Source organism: Peptoniphilus rhinitidis 1-13 (assembly GCF_000246925.1).
Classification (GTDB): domain Bacteria; phylum Bacillota; class Clostridia; order Tissierellales; family Peptoniphilaceae; genus Peptoniphilus_A; species Peptoniphilus_A lacydonensis.
Map to the genome: position 1 here is coordinate 56,140 of NZ_BAEW01000006.1, position 25,532 is coordinate 81,671.

The window sequence follows — 25,532 nt, forward strand, 5'->3', positions numbered from 1 at the left end:
CTTAATAAAAACTATAATTTTTAACTTAAATAATATTAAATTATTAGGAATTTCAATTTTACAAAAAAAAATCGACTATCTCTAGTCGATTAATTTTTTTATTTAATTTTAAACCAAAAGATTAACAAATATTAACATATCAGTAATTATTTTGTTCCTATAAAATAAAAATCAGATCCTTCATTTATTTTTGAATTAACTCCATACTCAAAATTATGAAGCTCTAAAATAGTCTTTACAATATAAAGACCAAGTCCTGTTCCAATTTCTGGTCTTGTATGATTATCTCTAACTCTATAAAATCTATCCCAAATTTCTTCAATATCTTCTTCTCTTATACCTATTCCTTTATCAATACAATGAAACTCTGTTATATTTTCATCTCCCGAAATTATAATTTTTATATTTTTATTATCTGGAGAATAATTTATAGCATTGTTTATTAAATTATAAATTACTTGCTTTATCTTAGATTTATCTCCTTTTATTTTTGTATTGCCCTTTGATTCAACTATAAATTTATAATCAGAACAGTTTTTATTTATTTTAAATCTGTCTAAAACTTCACCTAAAGAATCATTCAAATCAAATTCCTCTTTCTTTATTTCTTCAAGATTTGATTCAATTTTAGAAAGATCTAATAAATCATTTACTAAGTCTGTCAAATTATCTGCTTCACTTATAATAGTTTCTAAATGTCTATTCCTAAGTTCTTCATTTGGTCCAGAAATATCTCTAATCATTTCTCCATAGGATTTTATAACTGTTAGAGGTGTTTTTAAATCGTGACTTACATTTGCAACTAAATCCTTTCTCATCTCAATCGTCTTTGTAAGTTCATTTTTCGCATAATTAAGAGTGTTTGACAAATTATCAATTTCTGTATACTCGCCCTTTTTAAACTTAACTTTATAATCGCCTGCTGCAAGTTCTTTTGCAGTATTGGACATTCTCACAAGAGGTCTAGAAAGTCTTTTTGAAACAAAATAAGCTGTTATTGACGCAAAAATAAGGGACAAAAAAGAAATTATAATAAGCATCCTTCTAATAACATCTACAGTTGCATCTACTGGCTTTAATACAGAATTAATGTAAAGATAATAATCTTCTCCATCAGTGTTTCCCAAGTAACCTGCATAAATTATAGAGGGATCTTTTAAGTTTTCATATTTTACCGTATAAATTTTGTAAGTCCTGTTATCCCTTTTAAGAGATCCAAAAAATTTATCAAAATTTTCCCAAATCATTCTTGGTCTCTCAACAAATTCGTCAAATAATCTAAGAGGAAAAACCCAAGCTCCATTTTCATCCAAAACTTTAATTTCAAGGCCCTTAGTATTCGCATAATTAGAAAGTTTAGTTTCAAAATCAGAAGATTCATATTCATTCCTAAGCTCATTGCCGACTTTTGTTACTTCTCTTATTTTCATAGTTTCATAAAAGCTGGACAAAAAAACAGTTTGAAAAAGCCAAATAGAAATTAAAATTAGTCCAGCAAAAATTACAAAATATTCCCAAAGCTTAAATAAGATGCTATTTTTGTCGATTTTAATTTTTTTTATTTCTTTAATTTCTTGTGTCAAACTTATATCCTACTCCTCTAACGGTAACAATAAATTTTCTATACTGTTTAATAGAATTTCTAAGCATTTTTATGTGAGTATCAACAGTCCTATCTTCTCCATAAAAATCATATCCCCAAACTTGATTTAAAAGTTTATCTCTTGACAATGCGATATTTTTATTCTTTACCATATAAACTAAAAGATCATATTCCTTTGGAGTAAGTTCAACGATTTCATTATCTACAAAGACTACCCTTCCATCTAAATCAATTTTTAAACCTTCAAATTCCATTTTATTATTTTCTTCAATCTTATTATTTCTGTTTACAATAACATTTAATCTTGCCATAAGTTCTTTTGGAGAGAAAGGTTTTGTAACATAATCATCAATTCCTATTTCAAATCCAAATAACTTATCATACTCTTCTCCCCTTGCTGAGAGCATCAAAACAGGAATATCTTTTAATTTTCTTATTTCTTTGTAAGAAGAAAATCCATCAAGTTTTGGCATCATAATATCCATTACAATTACATCAAAATCTTCTTCTTTTACTCTATCTATTGCTTCAAGACCATCAGATGCTTCTACAACTTCATGACCTTCGAATTCTGCATAAGTTCTTATAACTTCTCTTATACTTTTTTCATCATCGACAACTAAAATTTTAAACATTTTATCACCTGCTTTATTATAATTAAAATTTGTGAATAATTTATGACAAATAAATTAATTGTAATTAGCTTTCACAAAACTTTTAAGTCTAATTTAAAAAATTAATTCTTTTCTTAATTATATCAATACTAATATAAATTTGTAACAATCTTTACGTTATATAAAAAAAAGATGCCCAATGGACACCTTAAATTTTAATTTTATTTAAGATAAAATAAATTATCTCTTATTCATTTTATTTACAAGCATTTCATTTGCAACTTTTGGATTGGCCTTTCCTCGTGACTTCTTCATAACTTGCCCTACCAAAAATCCAAGAGCTCTATCTTTTCCTTCTTTAAAATCAATTATAGATTGTTCATTTTCGGATAAAACCTCATCTACAATTTTCTCTATTGCAGATAAATCTGTCATTTGAACAAGACCTAGCCTTTCTATAATTTCATTGGCTCCATCACCTGTTTCAAACATTTCCCTTAAAACTTTTTTGCCGGCATTGTTGCTAATTTTTTCACTCTTAATTGCATTTAAAAGTTTGATAAATTCTTTATTTTCAAAAGGAAGTTCAAAAATTTCATCATCAGAAATTTCTATTCTTCTTAATATTTCTGTTTGAATCCAATTGGACAACAAGGTATAATCTGAAAAATCACTTGCTACATCTTCAAAGAATTTTGCAAGTTCTCTTGATGAAGTTAAAACTAAGGCATCTTCTCTTGTTATTTTGTAATCTCTTACAAATCTTTCTACCATAGCTTCTGGAAGTTCAGGCATACTCTCTACAATATTTTTAATTTCATCATCTGTTATATGAATTATTGGAAGGTCTCCTTCAGGTGCAAATCTATAATCATTTGCAGTGTATTTAACCCTCATTAAAACTGTTTCATTTTTTGCGTCATCCCATCTTCTCGTAGTCTTAATCTCTTCTTCGTGATTTTCAAGAAGTTTTATATGTCTTTCAACTTCAAAATCAATTGCTTTCTCAACACCTCTAAAAGAATTTAAATTTTTTACTTCTGTTATTTGTGTTTTTTCTCCAGTTTCTAAATCTTTTACATTTACATTAACATCACATCTAAGAGATCCCTCTTCCATTTTGCAGTCAGAAATACCCAAAAATCTTAAAGTTGATTTTAATTTTTCCAAAAACTCACGTGCTTCTTTTCCACTTGAAATATCTGGTTTAGTAACAATTTCAATTAGTGGAACTCCACATCTATTGTAGTCCATTAGCGTTTCATTTTCTTCTGTATGAAGACTTTTGGCTGTATCTTCTTCCATTTGAATTTGAAAAAGGCCAATTTTTTTCTTGCCATCTTCACTTTCAATTTCAAGATAACCATCTGTGCAAATTGGACTGTCATTTTGTGTTATTTGAAATCCCTTTGTCAAATCTGGATAAAAATAATTTTTTCTATCAAACTTTGATTTATTATTTATTTTGCAATTAAAAGCAGTTCCTGCCATAACTGTATAATTTATTACATTTCTATTTAAAACAGGCATTCCTCCAGGAAGAGCCAAGCACACTGGACACACATTTGTATTCGGTTCATCTCCAAAGGAGTTTTTGCATGAACAAAAGGCCTTTGTATTTGTTGAAAGTTCAACGTGAATTTCCAAACCTACAATTGTTTTATATTTCATTTATTTAAACTCCTTTCAAAAGCAAGTGCTGCTTGAAGTAAATCTTTATCTTTAAATCTCTTCGCAGTAAATTCAATTCCAACAGAAAGACCATCATCACCTACTGGCATTGGAAGTGAAATAGATGGAGAACCCACCATATTTGCAGGAATTGTAAATAAATCTGCTTGATACATTTCTACTGGACTCATATCATCATCAATTCTAAAAGGAAGAGATGGGAATGTTGGACAAATCATAAAATCATAATCCTTAAACATTCTATCCATATCTTTTTTAATAAGACCCCTGACCTTTAAAGCTTTATAATAAAAATCATCTGCATTATCCATTGACAATATATGTGTGCCAATCATTATTCTTCTTTTTACTTCATCTCCAAAGCCTTCACTTCTTGATGCACGGTACATCTCCTCAATTGTTTCAAACTTTTTATCAGTTCTGTGACCAAATCTTATTGAATCAAACCTTGCCATATTAGATGCAATTTCACCATTTACTAAAATATTATAAGTTTCAATTGTGTGATTAAGTGATTCAATATCATAGTCTTCTACAATTGCACCATTTTCTTTTAAAATTTCAATTGCCTTTTCAAGTTCTTCTCTAACTCTTTTTTCTAAATCCATTTCAAGATATATTTTTGGAATCGCAAATTTTCTACCTTCTAAATTTTTTATAGCGTCATCTGAAAAATCAAAAGAAAAATTCAATCCAGGATTGCCCACAGATGTTGCATCTCTTTCATCTTTTCCTTCAATGACATTAAACATCATGGTCAAATCTCTAACATCATTTGCAATCACACCTGGCGAATCAAAAGTATTTGCCATAGAAGAAATTCCATATCTAGATATTGAACCATAAGTCGGTTTCATTCCCACAGTTTTACAGAAACTTGAAGGCTGTCTAACTGATCCACCAGTATCTGTACCAATTGAAATAGCAGCCATATTTGCACTTACAGAAGCTGCAGATCCTCCTGAGGATCCTCCTGAAACTCTATTAAAATCCAAAGGGTTTTTTGTAACGCCAAAATAAGAAGTCCTAGTTGAAGCTCCCATTGCAAACTCATCCATATTGACTTTACCAAGGATAACTCCATCATTGTTTTTGATTTTTTCAACAAGAGCTGCATCATAAGGCGAAATATAATTTTCTAGCATTCTTGAGCCACAAGTCATCTTGACATCTTTTACAGAAACATTATCTTTTATTGAAATCGGAATACCTGCAAGTTCTGATAATTCTTCTCTATTTTGAAATTTTTCATCAACTTTTTTGGCATTTTCCATAGCAATATCTTCTGTGACAATTATATAAGAATTAATTTCTCCATCTTTTTCTTTTATATTTTCCAAAAATTCTCTTGTAACTTCTTCACAAGAAAAATCTCTATTTCTATATCCTTGGGCAATCTCCCAAGCTTTTAAATTAGTAAAAGTCATTGGTCCTCCTAGTCTACAAATTTTATAAGTTTAAAATAACCGTATTTTTTAGTAGCAGCATTTTCTAATGCCTCTTCTTGTGAAAAAGACTTTTTTTCTTTATCTTCACGAATATTATTTTCTGTGCCATTTACTTGGAAAACTTTATCAACATCTTCTGTGTCAATATCTTTTATTTTATTTACAAGCTCAACATTTTCTTCAAAAGTCGGTGCAAATTTTTCTAGCTCTTCATCAGAAAAATCAATTTGTGCAATATTTGCAATGTGCTTTATATCTTCTTTATTCATTTAAACCCCCTACTAATTTTTTAAGTTCTTCTAAATTTAAAATTTCTATTCCCAAAGACTGAGCCTTTTTATATTTTGAACCAGGATTTTCTCCAGCGACTACAAAATCTGTATTTTTACTTACAGATCCAGTCACCTTTGCTCCATAAGAAATTAACTTCTCTTCTAATTCTTTTCTTGGAATCTCAAGAGTGCCCGTAATTACAACTTTCTTATCTAAAAGTGGCTTTCGACTATTATCTTCATGAAATTTTGGACTTACTCCAAGTTCGAAAAGTTCATCGACAGAAGAATTTATTCTCTCATCATTAAAAAACTTTACAATCTCTCTAGCAGTTATTTCTCCAATATCTCCAATAGAAATTAATTCTTCCTCATTAGAATTTTTTAATTTGTTAAAACTTTTAAAATGATTGGAAAGATCTCTTGCTGTTTTTATGCCAACATTTGGAATTCCAAGTGCATAAATAAAATTTTCAAGATTAGGATTTTTTGAGTTTCCAATTGCTTTTAAAAGGTTATGTGTTCTCTTTTCCTTGAACCCTTCTATTTTAATTATATCATCATATTTCAACTTGTAGATATCTGGAATTTCCTTTAAATCAACTATCGACATTAATTTTTCAATAGTCTTCTCACTAAAACCATCTATATCCATTGCATCTCTTGATGCAAAATGAGTAAGTCTTGAAACAAGTTGTGGCACACATGAAAGTGTATTTGGACAAAATATATGAACTCCATCTTGATATAAATGTGACCCGCAATAAGGACAGATTTTGGGCTTTTCTATATCGCAAGTCTTTTCTGTACTTGGAAGTGTACCCAAAATTTCTGGTATTACATCATTAGACCTTCTAATTAAAACCCTTGAACCAATCTTTACTTTCTTTCTCAAAATGTCGTCATAATTATTTAAAGTAGCTCTTTTTACAGTTACGCCACCAATATCTACTGGTTCAAGTATAGCAGAAGGCGTTACTTTTGCAGTTCTTCCAACGTTCCATATCACATCCAAAAGTTTTGTGGAAATTTCTTCTGCTTCAAATTTATAAGCCACTGCCCACCTTGGAAATTTATTTGTATATCCCAAAGCTTTTCTCGTTTCAATGTCATTTACTTTTATAGTTACACCATCGATTAAAATATCTAAATTATTTCTATTTTCTTCAATCTTTTTTATTTTATCAAGAATCTCAGAAAATTGTTTAACTTTAAAATTATATTTTGAAACTCTAAAATTATTTTTTCTCAAAAAATTTTTTATATCATCATCAGATTTAAAAATTTCTTCTTCAATATATCCAACATTATAGAAAAAAGCTGTCAGATTTCTTTTTTTGGTAACTTTTGGATCTAAATTTCTAAGAGCGCCAGCTGCTGCATTTCTTGCATTTTTTAATTTTTCATCATTTATTTCATTATACTTTTGAAGTTCAGAAAGCGGCATAAGACCTTCTCCCTGCACTTCAATTTTTCCAGGATAATTGATGCGAAGAGGAACAGAATAAATTGTCTTAACTTGTTCTAATATTTCTTCTCCAATTATTCCATTTCCTCTAGTTGAAGCCATAATAAGATTTTTATTTTCGTAAGTCAAATTAATCGTGAGTCCATCAAACTTTAATTCCACAATAAATTCTGGCTCTGGCAATTTATTTATATTTGAATTATTATAATTTTCTACAAATCTTTCTATTCTTTCATACCACGTTTTAAGTTCATCTTCGCTCTGAGCCTTATCCATGGAATAAAGTCTATTAAGATGCGTGTGCTTTTCAAATTTATCTAAAATAGCACCTCCAACTCTTGTTGTAGGAGAGTAGGATAAAATTGTACCTGTTTCGTTTTCAAGATTCACAAGTCTGTCATAAAGTTTGTCATATTCTCCATCAGACAAAAGTGGATCGTCCAAAGTATAATAATGATAATTTAATCTATCTATTTCAGTAATTAAATCATCCATTTCTTTTATTTTAGAATCCATTTTTTCACCAACTAATCAACTAATTTTATAGGAGCAACAGAAAGCATAAGTCTTTTTAAGCCTTTCTTTTCAAAGGAAATTACCACTTCATAATCTCCATTTTTCTCTTTCTTTTGAACTACCATGCCCTTTCCAAATATTTTATGTTTAACAGTATCTCCAACATTTATATTCTTATCTACACTATTCTTTTTAGATACATTTTCTTTTTTATCAATCCCAACAAATTTTGCAGGTCTTTTATAATAATTATTTTTTTCATTGTAATCTCTTACTTCAAGTAGTTCTCTATTTTTGTCTTCTATTATTTCAATTGTGTCGCCCATTTCATCAATGAATCTACTTCTTCTAGCAGGAGTTAATTTTCCATACATAGATCTAGTTCTTGATGATGAAATAAATAAATTATCACAAGCACGAGTTACTCCAACATAGCAAAGTCTTCTTTCTTCTTCAATCTCTTCTTCACTTTCAAGAGATCTACTAGTAGGAAAAAGTCCTTCCTCAAGACCAACTAAAAACACAGTTCCAAATTCAAGACCCTTAGCTGCGTGCATTGTCATAAGATTAACTCCACTGTCTTCTGAAGTTTTATCTACATCAGATAAAAGTGAAAGTGTATTTAAATACTCAGAAAGTTCCACCCCTTCTCTGTCATATTCCATAATATTTGAATGAAGCTCTTCTATGTTTTCTAGTCTAGTCTTCGATTCAATTGTATTTTGATTTTTTAAATCAAGAGCATATCCACTTTCGTATAAAACGTCTTCAAAAAGTTTTCCAATAGAAAATTCTTTAGATCTATCTTTTAAAATTTTTAAAATGCTTCCAAATTCTTTGATATTTTTTCTTGCTCTTAAATTTAAATCATCAAATTTATCAATATTTGTTACAACATCATAGAGCGATAGATTATTTTTATCAGCATAATCTAACATATCTGCTAAGGAAGTATCTCCTATTCCTCTCTTTGGTCTATTTATTATTCTTGCAAGACTAAAATTGTCATCAGGATTATTAATTACACGAAGGTAAGCTAAAACATCTTTAACTTCCATTCTGTCATAGAATTTAAGTCCCCCAACAATTTTATATGGAATTCTTTCTCTTATAAGTGCCTCTTCAAAACCCCTCGACTGGGCATTTGTCCTATAAAGTATTGCCATATTCTTAAATTCTTCGCCCTTATAATTTAGGCCAATAATTTTATTAATGACTCCATACTCTTCTTCATTGGAGTGAGGAAATTCTTTGTATAAAACATTTTTCCCTTCGTCCCTTGCAGTCCAAAGACTCTTATCAATTCTAGAATCATTATTTTCAATAACTTTATTCGCAACATCTAAGATTTTTTGAGTTGAACGGTAATTTTGTTCAAGTTTAACAATTTTTGCACCAGGAAAATCCTTGTGAAAATTTAAAATATTATTTATATCAGCACCACGCCATTTATATATAGACTGATCATTGTCACCAACAACAGTTAGATTTGGATTTTCTCCTGCAATTAATTTTACAAACTCATATTGAATTTTATTAGTGTCTTGATACTCATCGACAAAAATATACTTAAACTTATCTCTATAAAAATTTCTAGTGTAATCCTCACTTTTTAAAATATTTACAGTTTTTATTAAAAGATCATCAAAATCAAGTGCATTATTACTTCTAAGTTTTTTTTCGTAGATATCATAAATTTTCCCAAGATTCTCTTTATAAAAATTATCCTTATTTAAATCTAAATACTCAATTGGTGTTAATCCATCGCTTTTAATATTTGAAATATCATTTATAATAGCTCTTGGTTTATAAATATCTCTATCTAAATTTAATTCAGCAATAGATTCTTTAACAACAGTTATTTGATCATCTCTATCATAGATTGTAAAATTGGAACTGTATCCAATACTTTCAATATTTTTTCTAAGTATTCTAACACATATAGAGTGAAAAGTTCCTATCCACATTGAGGAGATGTCCCTATCTATTAAATTTGCAACTCTATCCTTCATTTCCTTTGCAGCTTTATTAGTAAAAGTAATAGCCAAAATTTTCCATGAAGGAACCTTTAATTCTTCAATTAAATATGCAATTTTTGAAGTTACAACTTTTGTCTTTCCACTTCCAGCCCCTGCCAAAATAAGTAGAGGTCCTTCTGTTGCAAGAAGTGCCTCTCTTTGTTTATCGTTTAATGTATTTATATCCATGACTTCTCCTTACTGCTAAATATTATATGTTTTTTTCTCAATCATTTCAACTTTTTAAAATATCAGAAACTATGTATGAAGCTAAAACCATGCCACAGACAGGTGGAACAAAAGAAATTGAACCCGGTGTTCTATCGTGAGTCTTTATAGGAATTTCCTTTGAACAAACTACTTTTAATTTTTTTATGCCCATCTCTTTTAATTTTTTCCTCATAACTCTGGCAACAGGATCATTCTTTGTCTTATAGATATCAATTATTTCAAATTTAGTGGGATCAAGTCTATTACCTGCTCCCATTGCAGAAATTAATTTTATATTTTTTTCATCTGCCTCTTTTATAATTAAAAGTTTTGAAGTTATCGTGTCAATTGCATCTACAACATAATCATAATTTTCAAAATCAATCTCTTGTATATTTTCTTCTGTAACAAAAAAATCATATTTTTTAATTTCAACATCTGAATTTATTTGTAAAATTCTTTCCTTTGCAGCATCAACTTTTCTCATCCCAATTGTTTTTGTTGTAGCAAAAATTTGTCTATTTACATTTGTAATTTCATATTCATCGCCATCAACTAATCCAACTTTTCCAATTCCTGCTCTTACTAAAGATTCTACACAAGAACCACCAACTCCTCCAAGTCCAAAAATTAAAACAGACTTAGAATTAATATTCCTTATTTCATCTATTGAAATCATTTTCTCAGTTCTACTTAAAAATTCCACTTTTCCTCCACTTTAAAAGGCTGTCGTATAACAGCCCCAATTATTATTTCAATTTTATGTCTAAAAGACTATTTTCGCCGAGAGTTCCGCTACCCTCAACAACATCATTTAATTTGTGACTTCTAAAAGTATTAATAGTTACAACATTTCCTTCCTTAAATTTATCAGAATCTGTCTGTGTTATTTTTACTTTTATAAAATTAACATTTCCTTCATTTAGAACATCAATAACTTCGCCTTTAAAATTTACACTCTTAATTTCTGCCTCTTCTAAGCTTGTTTCTTCGATATCAAGATTATTTTCTCCATTAGTATTTGAACCATTGTCTACAACATTTTCATTAAAAATAGAATTATTTTCATCTATATTTTCTTCGTCAATTTTTTTATTTGCATTTTGATTTTTATCTAAAGGCATATTATTTTTTAGTTTATCTTTATTTACATCAGCATATTTAAGTCCATTAGAAGTTATAACTGCAATTTCACTTCTTTTTATTGCAAAATTTCCATTGAACTTGCCTTCAGAACCTGTGCTTGTAAAAATATTATTATTTACAAGATTTGGCAAATATTCCAAAGTAAGAGGATTTATCTTATTCTTATCTTTATATTTTAAATTTGACGCATCACTATTTTTTTCTATACCAAGGGCTCTTGCAAAATAAACAGCAATAGTATTTCTATTTGGATAAACTTTGTTTTCCAAAAATCCCCTTTCATGAGCCGCTGTAAGTGTCTTTTCAGTAATTATCCCATGGTAAAGATTGTAGCAAACAGAATCCTTTGCCCAATCCATGACACCATTTGAATTTACAATTTCCATGTAAGCACTTCTTGCCGAATTTATTTCTTCTTCACTTGGATTTATAACAGTCCTTAAAATCTGCATAATTTCCAAAAAACTCACAGGATTATTTGGTTTAAAACTTCCATCTTCATATCCATTTAAAATGTTTTTGTTTGAAAGTTCGTCAACATATTTATATGCCCAAGCACTATTTCCATCTTTTTTAACATCTCTAAAAGATTTCGCAAAAATACTTGCAGGTGCAAAAAACATCGCTAAAATTAAATTTATCGCTATAATTTTTTTCTTCATGTAATCACTCCAGAATAAATTATAACATAATTTTAGGCAAAAAAATAGAAACCACAGAGGGCTTCTACTTTTATTATTTCATTAAGAAAAACTATTTATATCTCTACTATAATAGTTATCTCTTCCATTATAACCTTTATTATCTTTTATAACTTCATCATATGTCCTAAATCTTCCACTTTCATTTATGCGATAAAGATCTCTTAATTCACTTTCTGCTCTTCCTTCTTCTTTTATATTGAATAAAGCTGACACATTATTATTAGTATCTAAATAACCATCACAAGTTAATACTTTATATCTATCAAAGGTATAAGCATTACTCATAATAAAAGTTTCTCCAATTTTAAGCTTTTTATTATCTGATTGAATAACTTTTAGTGTAATTTCATTAGAATAAATATTTCTAAATCCACTACTATTTCTAACGTCAATAACTTGTAACATAGCCTTAAATTGAGAGTTCTTATCCACAAGTCTTATAGTTTCAACTTCTCCATAATTATTAAGTTCAAGAATTGCATATTTACCTTCTAAATCTCTTGAACTTTGGCTGGACAATTGTAGACTTTTTTCTCTATCATAAAACTTAGTATCATAAGCAAGTCTGTAATATTTTATATTTCTATCAGACAATCTAATTCCAATCTCATCATCATTCTTCTTAAAATATTGAATTTCACCCATTACTTGAGTGTCATTTTCATAAGAAGATGCAAGACCCATTGCAACTTTATAATTTACATATAAATTTACTTCATCGTTAAGAGTTATTTTATCCAAATCCTTTGAATCTTTTGTGATATAAAATTCATAGTCTTTATTGTCTTTAAGTCTTAACTTTATAGATGCTTTGTTACTATTTGAAGTGTCAAGATAAACAACTTTACCACTTATATTAGCTTCTTTAGGAAAAACTGTAATTTCTGTAATTTTGTTGTCATTATCAGTTTTAAATTCAACTAAGTCATCAACCTTAATATCGTCAAGTTTTAAATCTTTGCCATAAGCTTTTATCTTTGCGTTATCGGCAAATTTAAATGTCTTTGTATCAGATGTTGAAATTTTTGAAGTAGTTCTAAAGTCAATTGTATCTGAGTTATCTCTGTATCTTAGAGTAATTTCGCTATCTTTCTTAGAATTCACATATCCAACCATATCAAGCATTGCATTTGTAACATTAATAGTTTTTGCAGTTCCTTCTCTATCACTATTGTTACTCTTTACATATTCAATTTCTACTTCTTGACCAGCTTTTATATCATCAAGTTTAATATCCTTATCTTTTAATTTATATTTTGTATTGTTGTCAATATCAAAAGAATATTTTTGTTTGTCAGATTCAATTATAACTACATTTACATTATTTAGTTTAGATGAAAGAATTACAGTACCTTTTTTCTTTTCAACTTTAGACTCAACCTTATTGTTGGAAGCATAATCGAAAGAAGATTTCGTAATTATCGCAGTTTCTGCACGAGTTATAGGTCTATCCCCTTCAAAAGATCCATCTGAACCAGTTGATGTGAAAATTTTTGCATCAACTAGAGATGCCAAATAACCTTTTAAATTTTCTCCCATTTTATTTACATCTTTGTGTTTTAATAAACTTTTATCTCCATTTGCGTCAAGGTTTAATGCTCTTGCAAAAAATATAGCAATATCTCCTCTACTAGGGTAGGATCTATTTTCTATTTTCATAAATCCCATTTCAGAAGCTTTCTTTAAAGCTGATTCATTTAAATAACCTCTATGAAGTGCCAAGCAAATTGCATCTTCTGCCCAAGAATTAACTCCATTATCTTTTGCAACTTTTTGATACTTTTCACGAGCTGTCTTAAGTTCATCAGAACTTGGATTTAATATTTGTTTTAAAAGTTGCATAAGTTCTTCAAAAGATACATTGTCCCCTGGTTTAAAATTCCCATCTGGGTGACCACTAATTACATTTTTGTCACTTAAAACATCAATGGCATTATATGCCCATGAATATTTATTATCCTTTTTTACATCCTTAAATTCTTTTGCAAAAGTTGCACTTGGCATTAACATTATAGACGCTAAACCAACTGATACTACTCTTCTCAAATCTTTAGATTTCATTATAAAACCTCCAATTTTATTAACACTACCTATTACTTTAATTATAACACAAATTAAATATTTTATATTTTATAAATATTACAATTCTATTAAATAAACAAATAGATTTTTTTATACTGTAATACTTGCATAATTATCTAATATATTTGGTATAATTAAAATAGTATTACATAATTTACTGTAATTTATATTTTATAAAGGAGTGATTATTATGCGTTACCTTCCAGTTAGTCTAGATACTTATGAAAAAAAGTTTCTAATTTTAGGCGGAGGTTTTCTTGCTTTATCTGCACTAAAATCTATTATAGACACTGAAGCAGAAATTTATATGATTGCAGATAGTTTTACAAAAGATATCGTAAAAAAATCAGAAGAGTCAAATGGCAAAATAAAATTAAAAGAACACGAGCTTACAGAAGATTTTATTTTCATGGGCTACGATTATATTTTAATTGCAACAGAAAACTTTGAACTAAATGAAGCTCTTGAAAAGAGAGCTCATTCAAGAAATATGATCTACGAAAGATTTGATATTTTATCAAAATCACTTATATCTATTAATAAATCTCTAGAAAGAGGTCCTCTAACTTTTTCACTTAATAGTTCAAGGATAAATCCAACTATAACAGATATAATTTTTGAAGATTTAGAAGATTTTTCAAAAAGTTATAATTTAGAAAAATTAAATATCTTAAGTGAAATAAGATCAGAACTTGTTCGTAAAAATTCTCAAAATATTGATGAAATTATTAGAAATTTATACGAAAGCGAAACCATAAACCTTTCTACTTTCTTAGAAACTATGCCAAAATATAAAATTGAAGATTTAAAATCTTCTGAGAAACTTTTAAATCAAATTGAAAAAGGCGATGAAATAAATTTAGAAAAAGAAAGCACCCTAAACGATGAAAAATTAATTGAAAAAAGAATTGATGAAGCAAAAAATTTATCAAAAAATATAGATAATGATTTAAATTTAGAAAAATTTCATGATTTAGATAAAAATTAAAAAAGGAGTTTTTAAATGTTTGGTTATGTAGGAAGTATGCCCGGAAAAGTTTTTAGTGAAGAAGAATTTACTTTAATTAAAAAAGTACTAGCTTCAGGTGAAAATATTGAAAAGCACAATCATCCTGGCTACACTGTTCTTATAACTGTTGTAAAAGGAAATATAAAAGTTATATTAAATAATGAAGAAGATAGACTTTTTGAGCCTGGTCAAGTTTTAAAATTTAGTGGAGAAAATTTCGTAGAAATTGAAGCTCTTAAACCTAGTGAATTTTTTGTAACTTTGATAAAAAAGGAAAACTAAATTGCAAGTTGAAATTACAGAAGATGCACTAAATTTTTTATTAGATAAAAATGCAAATGAGATAACAATTGACTATGTAAATTCAAAACAATGTTGTGGAAGTGGATTACCTTCTTCTGATACTTATATTGGTCCCTCCAAAAGAAGAAAACATGAATATAAAGTAATTAATTGTGATAACTTTAAGGTTAATGTTGATAAGCTTTTAATTTTTAAAGAGGATATTATAAAAATTGATTTAATTAAATTTGCTTTTACTAAAACTTTGACTTCAAATTTTTTAGACTATAATAAACTAATATAAAATTTTACATTTTAAAAGGATCTCACATTTTGATGAGATCCTCTTTTATTTGATTTATTACATTTGTCTAAGTTTTTTTAATATTATTTTTTGTTCAACACTTGCAACGAGTCTTCTTGTGTATTCAACTGTGTCAGGATTTACAGACATAGATGTTATTCCACATTCAACTAAAAATTCTGCAAGTTCTGGATATTGACTTGGCCCTTGTCCACAAATTGAACAAGTAATTCCCTTTTTATTTGCTGCATCAATAATTGCCTTTAATGCAATTTTTACTGCATCATTTCTTTCATCAAAATAACCCATATTGTTTAATATTCCAGAATCTCTATCTGCACCCATTACAAGTTGAGTTAAATCATTTGATCCAATGGAAAATCCATCAACTAATTCTGCAAATTCTTCTGCTTGAAGAACAACAGCTGGCACTTCTGCCATTATCCAAATTTTAAAGTTTTTAGATTGAACAAGTCCTTCTTCTGCCATTATTCCTTTTACAACTTTAAGCTCTTCAGGAGTTCTAACAAAAGGAAGCATTACAATTACATTTGTAAGTCCATATTCTTCTCTAACTTTTCTTATCGCTTTACATTCTAGTCTAAATCCTTTTTCATATTCAGGAGAAATATATCTTGATACACCTCTCCAACCTATCATTGGATTTGCTTCAATTGGTTCAACTTCGTCGCCACCTTTAAGTCCTCTAAATTCATTAGTTCTGAAGTCACTTGTCCTTACAACTAAATTTTTAGGGTAAATTGCTTGTGCAACTTTTGAAATTCCCTCAGCAAGTTTTTCTACCATCATGTCGCCTTGACCAGTTTTTACTAAATACATTGGATGAGCACCAATCATATTTGTAAAAATAAATTCTGTTCTCATAAGTCCAATTCCATCAATAGGAAGATCTTTATATCTTTCTATTAATTCTGGTTCTCCAAGATTCATATAAATTTTTGTTGCAGTTGTAGGAGCAAATAAGTTTCTAAGTTCATCTAAATTTGCAAGGCTTGATACATTTGGAGCATCAGAAGATTTCTTTTCTTCTTTTTCTTTTAAAACTTCGCCTTCATATACAATTCCTCTAACTGCATCAACTGTAACAGTATCTCCTGTTTTTAAAGTTTTTGTAGCAGTCTTTGCTCCAACTATACATGGAATTTGAAGTTCTCTTGAAACAATAGCTGCATGGCAAGTCCTTCCACCTTCATCAGTTACAACTCCAGCACATTTTCTCATTGCAGGAACCATATCCGGATTAGTCATTGCAGTTACAAGAACATCTCCTTCGTTAACTTTATTAATTTCAGAAATATCTTTAATTAATTTTACTTTTCCTCTTCCAATACCTGGAGAAGCAGGAAGTCCCTTTACAAGAGTAATTAGTTTTTCTTCCTTTTCTTCTTTGTCACCTGCAAGAGTTGTGATTGGTCTTGATTGTAAGAAATAAAATTCTTTTGTATCTTTGTCAAATCCCCATTCAGTATCTTGAACAGAACCATATAGCTTTTCAACTTTTAATCCTCTTTCGATTAAAGTATTTAATTCATCTTCAGATAAAGCTTCTGCTTTAATAGCATCTTCACCCAAAATATCTTTTACATTTACAGTTCTAGTCCCAACTCCATTTTCATTTTTAATTACCATGTATTCTTTTTCAGAAATGTTTTTTTCTATTACTTTTTTAGTCTTTTTGTCAATAATATATTCATCAGGAGTTACAATCCCAGATACAACAGCTTCACCAAGTCCATAACTTGCGTTTATCATCATTTCATCAGAACTATTGTTAATAGGATTTGCCGTAAACATTACTCCAGACTTTTCTGAATTAACCATCTTTTGAATAACAACAGAAAGAGCAACATCAAAGTGATCATAATTTTGCTTTTCTCTATAATAAATTGCTCTTGAAGTCCAAAGTGATGCAAAACAATCTCTGATATGATTTAAAAGTTCTTCCTCACCGCTTATGTGCAAATAAGTATCTTGCTGCCCAGCAAAGGATGCATCTGGCAAATCTTCTGCAGTTGCAGAAGACCTAACGGCAACTTCTGGATCTTTAAGTCCAATATTTTCTGAAAATTCTCTATAAGCACTTAAAATTTCTTCTTTAAGTTCAGGATCAAATTCTTTTTCCTTAATTTTAGTTTGAATTTCCTTTGAAGCATTTGTAAGTTCATCTACATCTTCAACATCAACTGCTTCCATTAAAAGTTTTACAACTTCGTCAAGTTCCGCATATTTTATAAACTTTGTATATCCTGATGCAGTAACACAAAATCCCGGAGGAACAGGTAGTCCAAAACTTGTGAGTTCTCCTAAGTTTGCACCTTTTCCCCCAACAATTCCTACATCGCCTTTACCAATTTCATCAAACCATTTAATATAATTATACTTAGACATAAGTACCTCCTTGTTTGCTAAAAATATTATAACACAATTATTATATATGTCACACTATTTTTTCAAAGATTTTCTAAGTTCATCAATTGACATTGTAGACACACTTTCTCTATTAATTCCAAGTTTATCTACGAGAGAATATATTTCTTCCATACTAGGAGCTTCTATTTCAACATAAGGTTTTGGATAAGTTTTTTTATCCCAAGTGTCAATATCTATTATAAGTCCATTTAATGTATACTTTTTTCTATTCTTAAATCCCTTGTGGAATTTGTCATATCCAAGGCACTTTAATATATTTATTAAATCTTCTACATTGCTTACTTCAGTTGTATGCTCTATATTATCTCTTACTTTTATATTGGAAATATTTTCTTTAAATGTAAAATACTTTTTTTCTCCTTCTTCTGATTTTGCAATTCTAATTCTAAGGTATCCATCTTTTTTATAAATTTTATGTGCTGTTGAATTTATTGTAATATTTGTTTGTTCTTCTTCTCTTACAAATTCTGCACCCAGTGCTTTAATTTTTTCTTCAAAATTTTCTATATCAATATCAAGAAGCTTTACTTCAATCTCTCTTTCCATTAATCCTCCCCTATTTTTTTTAGTTTAAAATCTAAAAAATCACTTGCAACAAATTTATAATTCACTCCAAGCATATCACCTTCATAAGAATACTTGTGTCCCTTTCCATGGAGATGCCCATAGACACATTTTTGGACTCCATAATCTGCCAAAATTTTGGAAAATTCATTTGGCTCTAAATTCTGATTAAAAGGTGGATAGTGAATCATTGCAATTATTTTTTTATTTTTGCAAGTTTCAAGTGAATTCTTTAGTCTTTGAACTTCTCTTAAATAAATTTTTTCATCATTCTCTGAAAACTCAAAAGAATCACGAGAAGCCCAGCCTCTCGTGCCACAAATAGAATAATCTTTGTACTCAAAAGAATTATTGTAAATAAAATCTATTGTATTTAATTTCAAATTATTCATCTTACTTAAAGAAGACCACCAATAGTCATGATTGCCCTTAGAAATTATCTTTCTGCCAGGCAGATCATCAATCCTTTTTAAATCAAAAAAAGCAGAATTAAGTTTTAAAGCCCATGAAATATCTCCAGGCAAAAGAACTAAATCATTATCACTTACAACTTCTTTCCAATTTTCAATTATCTTTTCTTCGTGATTCTCCCAATTATTCCCAAAGACATCCATGGGTTTTTCTTCTGTATAATCGAAATGAAGATCTCCTATTGCGAATATCATATTCACCTCAAAGTCTTATCAAATTATATGTCATATTATTTCTATCTAAAAATTCTTTTTCTCTATTAGAACTTGTGAATATTAAAACTTGTTCTTCCTCATCTAGAACTCTAAGAGTATTACTAAGTCTAATATCATCATAACTGTCAAAGTGACTATCAAGCACTAGAGGAATTTTTTTGTCAGTAATAATCTTTGAAATAGCAAGTCTAAAAGCTAGATAAATCTCGTCAATTGTCCCAAGACTTAAATTCTCAAAGTCAATATAATCTTTAACATTTTTATCATATACCTTAATATTAAATCTGTCATCAATTAAAATTTCTGTATATTTTGAAGAAGTTATACCGCTTAAATAATTTGAAATATTTTCTTTTAATTTTGGAATTGTATCTCTGCGTCTATACTTTATAAAATCTTCAAACTTATTTATAGATATTTCTAACAAACTTCTTTTATATTTTAGTCTTTGTAATTTTTCCTCTAGCATAGAAGTTTCTTCTTCTAAAATTCTTAAACTTTCCATAGAATCTTCTAAAGTTTTTAAAATTCCCTCTAAATTAGAAATCTTTAGTAGACTTTCTCTCATTTCTTTTTCCAACTCAGATAGGCTTTTTTCAGAATAAACTTCTCCACTAAGGTTTTCTTTTTCAAGTTCTTGAATCTTAAATTTTAATTTACTTATCTCTTCAACTTTTTTATCTTTTAAATTATAAAAAACCTCTTTTAATTCTGAAATATTTTTTACATTATACTTATGAAAAATATTTTTTAATTCTTTTTCATATTCAATTATTTTTCCATTAATACTTTCTATTTCTTGAGAACTCTTTTCACTCCAGATTTTATTGTATTCATTTTTAGAAATATTCTTTAAATTTTTATCTCTTTCATTCTCTAAAATTTCTGCAAGTTCATCTATACTATTTGCATCATATTTTTTTATCAATTCTTCAAAAAACTTGTCAAAATCTCTCTTTCTTTTTGTTTTCTCAATAGATTTCTTTTTATAATCTCTTAGTTTACTTTCAAGCCTAAAGAGAAGATCTTTATTTTGTCTAAATTTAACAAATCTAAAATATGCGTATCCAAAAAATATAATTGAAATTAAAGATAACATATGCTTATCATAATAAACTGAGCCAAGGATAATTAGTACTGCCCCAATAAGTGAAAAAATAACTTTTAAAATACAAAATAAAACTACTCTTTTAGTTGATCTAATATCAGACGAAATAATTTCTCTTTCCTTAGAAAAATTATTCTCATCTAATATTTCTATTTCATTTTTTATTTCCTTATACTTCTTATAATCTTTTTCCACTTCATCATTTACTTCAAACTGATAGGTATCATTTCTAGAATTGAGTTCATCTAATTTGTTTAGATAAATTCCAGATGTCCTGTTAATTTCAATTGCCTTTTCCAAATCTTTAAAATCAAAACTTTTCTCATCTTCATCTTTTTTATCTGTCAATTTTTCTAATTCTTCTTTTAATTTCTTAAGTTCAAAGAGTTTCCTTCCCCTTAGTTTATATTCCAAAGATTTAATCTCATTTTTTGCATCACTATAATCGGAAGTAGCCTCTTCGTATTTCTCTTTATCTAAAATTAAATTTGTTTTTTTGGAATTTAAATTTTTTAAATTTTCACTAATTCTTCCAATTTCAGATGCTTTTCGCCTTTCTGTTCCCAAGTCATAGAAATCTGATTTCATCTTTTCTAAAATTTTATTTAAATCAACATTTTCATCTTCCGAAACAGAAAAATTGTCAATTCTATTTCTTAGTTCCTCTGCAGCATCTTTTTCAACCTCTGAAAATCTTTGTGAAATGAAAAAACTAGATTTGTAAAGCTTCCTATTCATATCAAAGAAAAATGATCCTGGCTGAGAAATTCTTGAATATTTATAATTTTTAGCATCTTCACTAAATTCCTCTGAAGTTTCTAATTTTAAAATAGAAACTTCATCTTTTTCGAAATCTCTTGTTACTCTAAATTCATCGCAATCTTTTAAAATTATAAACCCTCTATATAGGCTAGAATCCCATGGTCTAGATTTATAAAATAAGTCGTCTTTTATTTTCTTTGCAAGAGAATCTCTGCTAAATCCATAAAAAATTCCATCAATAAAATTTACAACAGTTGATTTCCCACTCTCATTATCCCCACAAATTAAATTTATTCCACTGTCGAGCTTTATTATCTTATCTTCAAATTTTCCAAAATTTAAAATTCCAAGTTTCTTAAATATCATAATACTGCTCCAAAATGTATTTTTCAGAAAGTTTTCTTGCATCCTTTTCCATATCTTTATCAGAAAAGGAATTTAAAAGTTCCAAAATATGCTTTTCTTCTATCTTAAAATTTTCTAAATCTCTCTCCGGCAAAACTTCATTTTCTAACTCAAAATAAAAAGCATTTAAATTTTCTTCCAAAAAATTTTCTATTTCTATAAAATGTTTGTGACTTCCAACTAATTTAATCCTGTAAAGATTTTCCCTTTCTATCTCACTTTGTACTTTTTTTAAAATTTCAGAAAAGGTCATCTCACTATTTATTTTAATTTCTAAATTTACAAACTTTCTCTTAGAAAAATTTTTAAACTCAATTTCTTTTCTATCATCGTCTAGAAAAATTATCCCATGTTCTCCTTCTTCTTTAAAAGATAAAGGAATTAGAGAACCACAGTAATAGGCGTTGTCAAAAACTTTCCCCCTCTTATGTATATGCCCAAGTGCAACGTAACTAAAATTTTTTAAAAAATCCTCGCTAAGTGGCATATATCTATTGTCACATAAATCAGAATGAAAAAGCCCAATATTTATAAAACTTTTATCGAGATTTATCTCTTGAAATTCTTTTCTAAAATTATAATTATTATAAGAAATTCCATAAACTCTTGTATTTAACTCTTTCAATTCATAAAAATTCAATTCATCCTTAAAAATATATAAATTTTCTGGAAGATCTACCTTTAAAAACAAATTGTCTTTCGCAAGATAATCGTGATTGCCAAAAACTACAAAGACCTTGGCACTTAAATTCTTTATTAAATCTAAAAATCTTTCCAAATCTTTTAAATCAAAAAAATCTCTCTCAAATAAATCTCCTGCAATTAAAAAAATATCTGCATCAACTTTATTTGAAAAATCACAAAGACTACTAAAAGAATACCAAATATCTTCTAATAATTTATTTGAAACTTCAAGAGGAACTCTTCCTCTATAAAATTTTTTTAAATGCAAATCTCCTGTATGAATTATCTTCATTTTATCACCAAAATAATTATATCACAGTTTTTTGTCAAAAAAAGAGCTTCCAAAATAGGAAACTCTTTAAATAATTATTAAATTATTAATTTTTGTAAAGTTTTAAATTCTTCTGTACCTGCAATCCCAGCAAGATCAAATAAAACTGTTTCTGTATTAGTTATAACCGCACCCATTTCACGAAGCATTTCTATTCCATTTTTTGCATTTTTTTCTGTCCTTGAGCCAACAGCATCTTCTACAATAAAAACTTCATAACCCTCATCTAAAAGAGCTCTTACAGTTTGAAACACACAAATATGGACTTCCATTCCACATAAAATAATTTGTTTTTTATTTAATCTTTCAATTTCTTTTTTTATTTTTTCATCATCGAGAGAATTAAAAGTTAATTTATCAAATTCTTTTTTATCTTTAAGCGGAGCCTTCACTTCTTCATTTGTATAGCCAAGTCCCTTTGGATATTGAACTGTAAAAAGTGATTCTGCTTCAATTATTTTTGCAACATTTGCCAAAACATTTCCGTTTTTCACAATATCTTTGCTATTGTACATTGCCTTTAAAAGTTTGTCCTGAATATCTATAAAAGTAAAAAGTACATCTTCTCTATTTAATTTAAAATTTTTCATTATTCCTCCTAGATTTCTTCAACTTCAACGCTATTCATGATTTTTTTAATAGCACTCATTTCAATTTCATCTTTTACAACAAAATTTTCCCACACTCCACAAGATATTGCAAGTTTTATTGAAGTTATGAAATCATAATCTCTATCTATTGCAATTGCAAGCCCTGCAAGAGAAAGTTCGTTGTCAAATTTTTCTATAATATTATCTTTTTCTATTTTATCTTTGTTAATATAAGCCCTATAATTTTTATCTTCAGTAGAAATTATCGTGGCTCTCTTACTATTTACAAATACAATTTTTGTGCCTGAATTCACAAACTTTTTATTAAATTCTATAACTTCACCTGTATAATTTATTTTTTTATCTTTTTCTATATCTTTTTTGTCAAACATCAATATATAGGGATTAGTCTTCTCAATTTCATCTAAATTTGTAGGATTTACTGCAACTTTTATATTATTTTTGTAACAAATTTTTATGAATTTTTCATAAACTGATTCATCAAGACCTATCAGTGCAATTTTTGGAAGAATCACAATATTCTTATTGTATAGAGATCTTTCAAAAGAATTTAAAATATCATTTTTATCTTCCATGGTAATTCTCGGATCTTCTGTGCTGTACTCACTTTTTACATTTTTACCTTTTATTAAAACTTTCTCTACATTTTCATCTTTCAAGCCGGTAAAATTCACATCTATACCAAGTCTACTTAATATTAATGCAATTTCTTTTCCTCTATTACTTCCCTTTAACATAAAAACTTCAGAATCTACTCCAAGTTTTTTAGAAAAGAGTGCCATTTTTATTCCATGACCTGAAGGATAAATTTTTGAACTTTCAATAATATCTTGAGAATCACCCTTCAATTTAAATTCTCTTACAATTTTCGGATTAAAATCACAAAACAATATCATTTCTTCACCTGCTTTCTTTTATTCTTTTCATAATTTCTTTTTTCATAATATTTATCTTATTTACAGATTCGTCTAAACTATCTGAAACTGAATAAGCATAAACTTTAAGTTTTGGTTCAGTTCCAGAAGGTCTAAGGGCAAACCAAGTTTCTTCCCCAAAATAAAACTTCAAAAGATTTTGTGGCTCTTCTTTATCGTCTATAAAATCTACTTTTTTTCCAAATCTTCCAAGTTCTTCAAAATCTTCTACATTTCTAAAATCGTCCATGATTTCTTTCATTACCTTGTTTCCATCTTTTCCTTCAAAATAAGTTGAATCTAAATATTCCTCAAAATAGCCATATTTTTTGTAAATTTCTTCAAGATAATCTTTTATTTTTAAATTTCTCTTTTTAAGATACCCCGCCATCTCTGCAATAATCATTGAAGTTGCAACTGCATCCTTATCTCTAATATTGTCGCCTATTGTATATCCTATTGACTCTTCGTATCCAAAAATAAATTCTTTTTCTTTAGTTTCATCCCAAGTGTTGGCGAGACGACAAATATTCTTAAAACCTGTTAGAGTTTCAAAAACATCAATACCATAATTTTTAGCAATTCTTTTAATTAAATCTCCAGTTACAACAGTCTTTACAATTGCTCCATCATTTAAATCTCCACTTGATCTTTCCAAAATAAAATTTCCAAGAAGAATTCCCATTTGATTTCCAGTAACTTTAAAAAATTCATCTCCACATTCTACTATTGCAACTCTATCTGAGTCAGGATCTGTTGCGATAATTATATCTGCGTTCTCTTTTTTTGCAAGTTCAATTGCCCTATCAAAAGCCCTTATATCTTCTGGATTTGGATTTGTAACATTTTTAAAACTTCCGTCAGGATTTTCCTGTTCAGATACTACCAATACATTTTTAAAACCACGAAGATCTAGAATTTTTCTAACATATTTATTTCCGCAACCACTTAAAGGCGTATAAACAATCTTTATACCTTTATCAATATCGTCAGTTAAGGTTTTCTTTAATGTATTTCTATAAAAAGATTTTGTTACATTATCTCCCAAAAATTTAATATTTTCATATTCGCCTAATTCCTTTAAACTTTTAAAATCATAATTTAAAATATCAATTTTTTGGGACTCCTCTTCCATTTCATCTGCAATATCAGATAAAATTTGTGAACCCTTATCCCAATATAGTTTAAACCCATTGTAATTCTTTGGATTGTGAGATGCTGTAATCATAATTCCAGAAATAGTTTTAAGATATCTTATAGAATATGCAAGTAGTGGTGTTGGAATTATCCCTGGAAATAAATAAACTTTTACACCAGAATCCGCCAATATCTTTGCAGTTAAAATAGAAAATTCATAAGAAAATTTTCTCATATCTCTGCCAATGACCACGCCCCTTTTTTTTGCATCGTCACCAAGATTTTCAATTATATGCGCTAGAGCAATTGCAGTCTTCCCAACAGTCAAATAATTCATTCTATTTGTCCCTGCACCTAAAATTCCACGAAGCCCTGCAGTTCCAAATTCCAAATCTTTGTAAAATCTTTCTTCTATTTCCTCTTCATTATTTTTTATACCTTCAAGCTCACTTTTCAAATTTTCATCTACATTTTTACTTTCAAGCCACTTTTCATAAACTTCTCTATACAT

The 25,532-nt window shown here is 28.2% G+C and carries 21 protein-coding genes; 3 read left to right on the plus strand and 18 right to left on the minus strand.

The window, feature by feature from the left end; translation table 11 throughout:
- Positions 1 to 146: 146 nt before the first annotated feature.
- From RH95_RS05320 to RH95_RS05365, 10 genes are all read right to left on the minus strand, one after another.
- Positions 147 to 1,583 carry a sensor histidine kinase gene (locus tag RH95_RS05320; protein WP_010245552.1) on the minus strand — a complete coding sequence of 479 codons (1,437 nt, stop codon included), beginning with the start codon at positions 1,581 to 1,583 and terminating at the stop codon, positions 147 to 149.
- Positions 1,567 to 2,238: a response regulator transcription factor gene (locus RH95_RS05325; RefSeq protein ID WP_010245555.1), complete on the minus strand. Its 672-nt coding sequence runs from the start codon at positions 2,236 to 2,238 to the stop codon at positions 1,567 to 1,569. Before RH95_RS05325 ends, RH95_RS05320 begins: the two co-directional genes overlap by 17 nt.
- Before the next feature lie 219 nt (positions 2,239 to 2,457).
- The gene (gene gatB / locus RH95_RS05330; protein WP_010245559.1) at positions 2,458 to 3,888 is read right to left on the minus strand and encodes an Asp-tRNA(Asn)/Glu-tRNA(Gln) amidotransferase subunit GatB; all 1,431 of its coding nucleotides are present in this window, start codon (positions 3,886 to 3,888) and stop codon (positions 2,458 to 2,460) included.
- Positions 3,885 to 5,336: an Asp-tRNA(Asn)/Glu-tRNA(Gln) amidotransferase subunit GatA gene (gene gatA, locus RH95_RS05335; protein ID WP_010245562.1), complete on the minus strand. Its 1,452-nt coding sequence runs from the start codon at positions 5,334 to 5,336 to the stop codon at positions 3,885 to 3,887. The genes gatB and gatA overlap by 4 nt, the downstream gene beginning before the upstream one ends.
- 8 nt (positions 5,337 to 5,344) lie before the next feature.
- The gene (gene gatC, locus RH95_RS05340) at positions 5,345 to 5,626 is read right to left on the minus strand and encodes an Asp-tRNA(Asn)/Glu-tRNA(Gln) amidotransferase subunit GatC (protein ID WP_010245565.1); all 282 of its coding nucleotides are present in this window, start codon (positions 5,624 to 5,626) and stop codon (positions 5,345 to 5,347) included.
- The gene (gene ligA, locus RH95_RS05345; protein ID WP_010245569.1) at positions 5,619 to 7,613 is read right to left on the minus strand and encodes an NAD-dependent DNA ligase LigA; all 1,995 of its coding nucleotides are present in this window, start codon (positions 7,611 to 7,613) and stop codon (positions 5,619 to 5,621) included. Before ligA ends, gatC begins: the two co-directional genes overlap by 8 nt.
- An 11-nt stretch (positions 7,614 to 7,624) precedes the next feature.
- Complete coding sequence (locus RH95_RS05350; protein ID WP_010245572.1) at positions 7,625 to 9,820, minus strand: ATP-dependent helicase; 2,196 nt, start codon at positions 9,818 to 9,820, stop codon at positions 7,625 to 7,627.
- 46 nt (positions 9,821 to 9,866) lie between these two features.
- A complete protein-coding gene (locus RH95_RS05355; protein ID WP_010245575.1) occupies positions 9,867 to 10,547 on the minus strand; it encodes a tRNA threonylcarbamoyladenosine dehydratase in 681 nt (226 codons plus the stop codon).
- Positions 10,548 to 10,590: 43 nt separating this feature from the next.
- Positions 10,591 to 11,649, minus strand: a complete 1,059-nt coding sequence (locus RH95_RS05360) for an S-layer homology domain-containing protein (protein WP_010245577.1) — start codon at positions 11,647 to 11,649, stop codon at positions 10,591 to 10,593.
- An 81-nt stretch (positions 11,650 to 11,730) separates the two neighbouring features.
- Positions 11,731 to 13,752: an S-layer homology domain-containing protein gene (locus RH95_RS05365; protein ID WP_010245579.1), complete on the minus strand. Its 2,022-nt coding sequence runs from the start codon at positions 13,750 to 13,752 to the stop codon at positions 11,731 to 11,733.
- A gap of 211 nt (positions 13,753 to 13,963) precedes the next feature.
- Here RH95_RS05365 and RH95_RS05370 point away from each other — a divergent pair, with 211 nt between their 5' ends.
- From RH95_RS05370 to RH95_RS05380, 3 genes are read left to right on the plus strand one after another with little or no spacing between them, the layout of a single operon-like run.
- Entirely contained in the window at positions 13,964 to 14,761 is a 798-nt protein-coding gene (locus RH95_RS05370) for a precorrin-2 dehydrogenase/sirohydrochlorin ferrochelatase family protein (protein WP_010245583.1), read from the plus strand.
- A 15-nt stretch (positions 14,762 to 14,776) separates the two neighbouring features.
- Entirely contained in the window at positions 14,777 to 15,064 is a 288-nt protein-coding gene (locus tag RH95_RS05375) for a Cro/Cl family transcriptional regulator (protein WP_010245585.1), read from the plus strand.
- 1 nt (position 15,065) lies between these two features.
- Entirely contained in the window at positions 15,066 to 15,368 is a 303-nt protein-coding gene (locus RH95_RS05380) for a CC/Se motif family (seleno)protein (protein ID WP_010245588.1), read from the plus strand.
- Positions 15,369 to 15,425: 57 nt separating this feature from the next.
- Here the strand turns inward: RH95_RS05380 and ppsA are convergent, their stop codons facing one another.
- From ppsA to RH95_RS05420, 8 genes are all read right to left on the minus strand, one after another.
- Positions 15,426 to 17,777, minus strand: coding sequence for a phosphoenolpyruvate synthase (ppsA, locus tag RH95_RS05385; protein ID WP_010245591.1), 2,352 nt, complete (start codon positions 17,775 to 17,777; stop codon positions 15,426 to 15,428).
- A 54-nt stretch (positions 17,778 to 17,831) separates the two neighbouring features.
- Positions 17,832 to 18,365, minus strand: coding sequence for a class IV adenylate cyclase (locus RH95_RS05390; RefSeq protein ID WP_010245594.1), 534 nt, complete (start codon positions 18,363 to 18,365; stop codon positions 17,832 to 17,834).
- Positions 18,365 to 19,048, minus strand: a complete 684-nt coding sequence (locus RH95_RS05395) for a metallophosphoesterase (protein WP_010245597.1) — start codon at positions 19,046 to 19,048, stop codon at positions 18,365 to 18,367. Before RH95_RS05395 ends, RH95_RS05390 begins: the two co-directional genes overlap by 1 nt.
- A gap of 7 nt (positions 19,049 to 19,055) precedes the next feature.
- A complete protein-coding gene (locus RH95_RS05400; protein ID WP_010245600.1) occupies positions 19,056 to 21,305 on the minus strand; it encodes an ATP-binding protein in 2,250 nt (749 codons plus the stop codon).
- Positions 21,295 to 22,320, minus strand: coding sequence for a metallophosphoesterase family protein (locus RH95_RS05405; protein ID WP_010245603.1), 1,026 nt, complete (start codon positions 22,318 to 22,320; stop codon positions 21,295 to 21,297). The genes RH95_RS05400 and RH95_RS05405 overlap by 11 nt, the downstream gene beginning before the upstream one ends.
- 77 nt (positions 22,321 to 22,397) lie before the next feature.
- Positions 22,398 to 22,949 carry an isochorismatase family protein gene (locus RH95_RS05410; RefSeq protein WP_010245606.1) on the minus strand — a complete coding sequence of 184 codons (552 nt, stop codon included), beginning with the start codon at positions 22,947 to 22,949 and terminating at the stop codon, positions 22,398 to 22,400.
- Between the two features lie 8 nt (positions 22,950 to 22,957).
- On the minus strand, positions 22,958 to 23,866 hold the full coding sequence (locus RH95_RS05415; protein ID WP_010245609.1) for a 1-phosphofructokinase family hexose kinase: 909 nt from the start codon (positions 23,864 to 23,866) through the stop codon (positions 22,958 to 22,960).
- A gap of 4 nt (positions 23,867 to 23,870) precedes the next feature.
- Positions 23,871 to 25,532, minus strand: coding sequence for a phospho-sugar mutase (locus RH95_RS05420; RefSeq protein ID WP_010245612.1), 1,662 nt, complete (start codon positions 25,530 to 25,532; stop codon positions 23,871 to 23,873).

What these genes read in the sequence shown, in the direction of transcription:
- RH95_RS05325 (WP_010245555.1), bottom strand. Translation starts at nt 2,238, where the DNA reads ATGTTTAAAATTTTAGTTGTCGATGATGAAAAAAGTATAAGAGAAGTT.
- gatB (WP_010245559.1), bottom strand. Translation starts at nt 3,888, where the DNA reads ATGAAATATAAAACAATTGTAGGTTTGGAAATTCACGTTGAACTTTCA.
- gatA (WP_010245562.1), bottom strand. Translation starts at nt 5,336, where the DNA reads ATGACTTTTACTAATTTAAAAGCTTGGGAGATTGCCCAAGGATATAGA.
- gatC (WP_010245565.1), bottom strand. Translation starts at nt 5,626, where the DNA reads ATGAATAAAGAAGATATAAAGCACATTGCAAATATTGCACAAATTGAT.
- ligA (WP_010245569.1), bottom strand. Translation starts at nt 7,613, where the DNA reads ATGGATTCTAAAATAAAAGAAATGGATGATTTAATTACTGAAATAGAT.
- RH95_RS05350 (WP_010245572.1), bottom strand. Translation starts at nt 9,820, where the DNA reads ATGGATATAAATACATTAAACGATAAACAAAGAGAGGCACTTCTTGCA.
- RH95_RS05360 (WP_010245577.1), bottom strand. Translation starts at nt 11,649, where the DNA reads ATGAAGAAAAAAATTATAGCGATAAATTTAATTTTAGCGATGTTTTTT.
- RH95_RS05365 (WP_010245579.1), bottom strand. Translation starts at nt 13,752, where the DNA reads ATGAAATCTAAAGATTTGAGAAGAGTAGTATCAGTTGGTTTAGCGTCT.
- RH95_RS05370 (WP_010245583.1), top strand. Translation starts at nt 13,964, where the DNA reads ATGCGTTACCTTCCAGTTAGTCTAGATACTTATGAAAAAAAGTTTCTA.
- RH95_RS05375 (WP_010245585.1), top strand. Translation starts at nt 14,777, where the DNA reads ATGTTTGGTTATGTAGGAAGTATGCCCGGAAAAGTTTTTAGTGAAGAA.
- ppsA (WP_010245591.1), bottom strand. Translation starts at nt 17,777, where the DNA reads ATGTCTAAGTATAATTATATTAAATGGTTTGATGAAATTGGTAAAGGC.
- RH95_RS05390 (WP_010245594.1), bottom strand. Translation starts at nt 18,365, where the DNA reads ATGGAAAGAGAGATTGAAGTAAAGCTTCTTGATATTGATATAGAAAAT.
- RH95_RS05395 (WP_010245597.1), bottom strand. Translation starts at nt 19,048, where the DNA reads ATGATATTCGCAATAGGAGATCTTCATTTCGATTATACAGAAGAAAAA.
- RH95_RS05400 (WP_010245600.1), bottom strand. Translation starts at nt 21,305, where the DNA reads ATGATATTTAAGAAACTTGGAATTTTAAATTTTGGAAAATTTGAAGAT.
- RH95_RS05405 (WP_010245603.1), bottom strand. Translation starts at nt 22,320, where the DNA reads ATGAAGATAATTCATACAGGAGATTTGCATTTAAAAAAATTTTATAGA.
- RH95_RS05410 (WP_010245606.1), bottom strand. Translation starts at nt 22,949, where the DNA reads ATGAAAAATTTTAAATTAAATAGAGAAGATGTACTTTTTACTTTTATA.
- RH95_RS05415 (WP_010245609.1), bottom strand. Translation starts at nt 23,866, where the DNA reads ATGATATTGTTTTGTGATTTTAATCCGAAAATTGTAAGAGAATTTAAA.
- RH95_RS05420 (WP_010245612.1), bottom strand. Translation starts at nt 25,532, where the DNA reads ATGTATAGAGAAGTTTATGAAAAGTGGCTTGAAAGTAAAAATGTAGAT.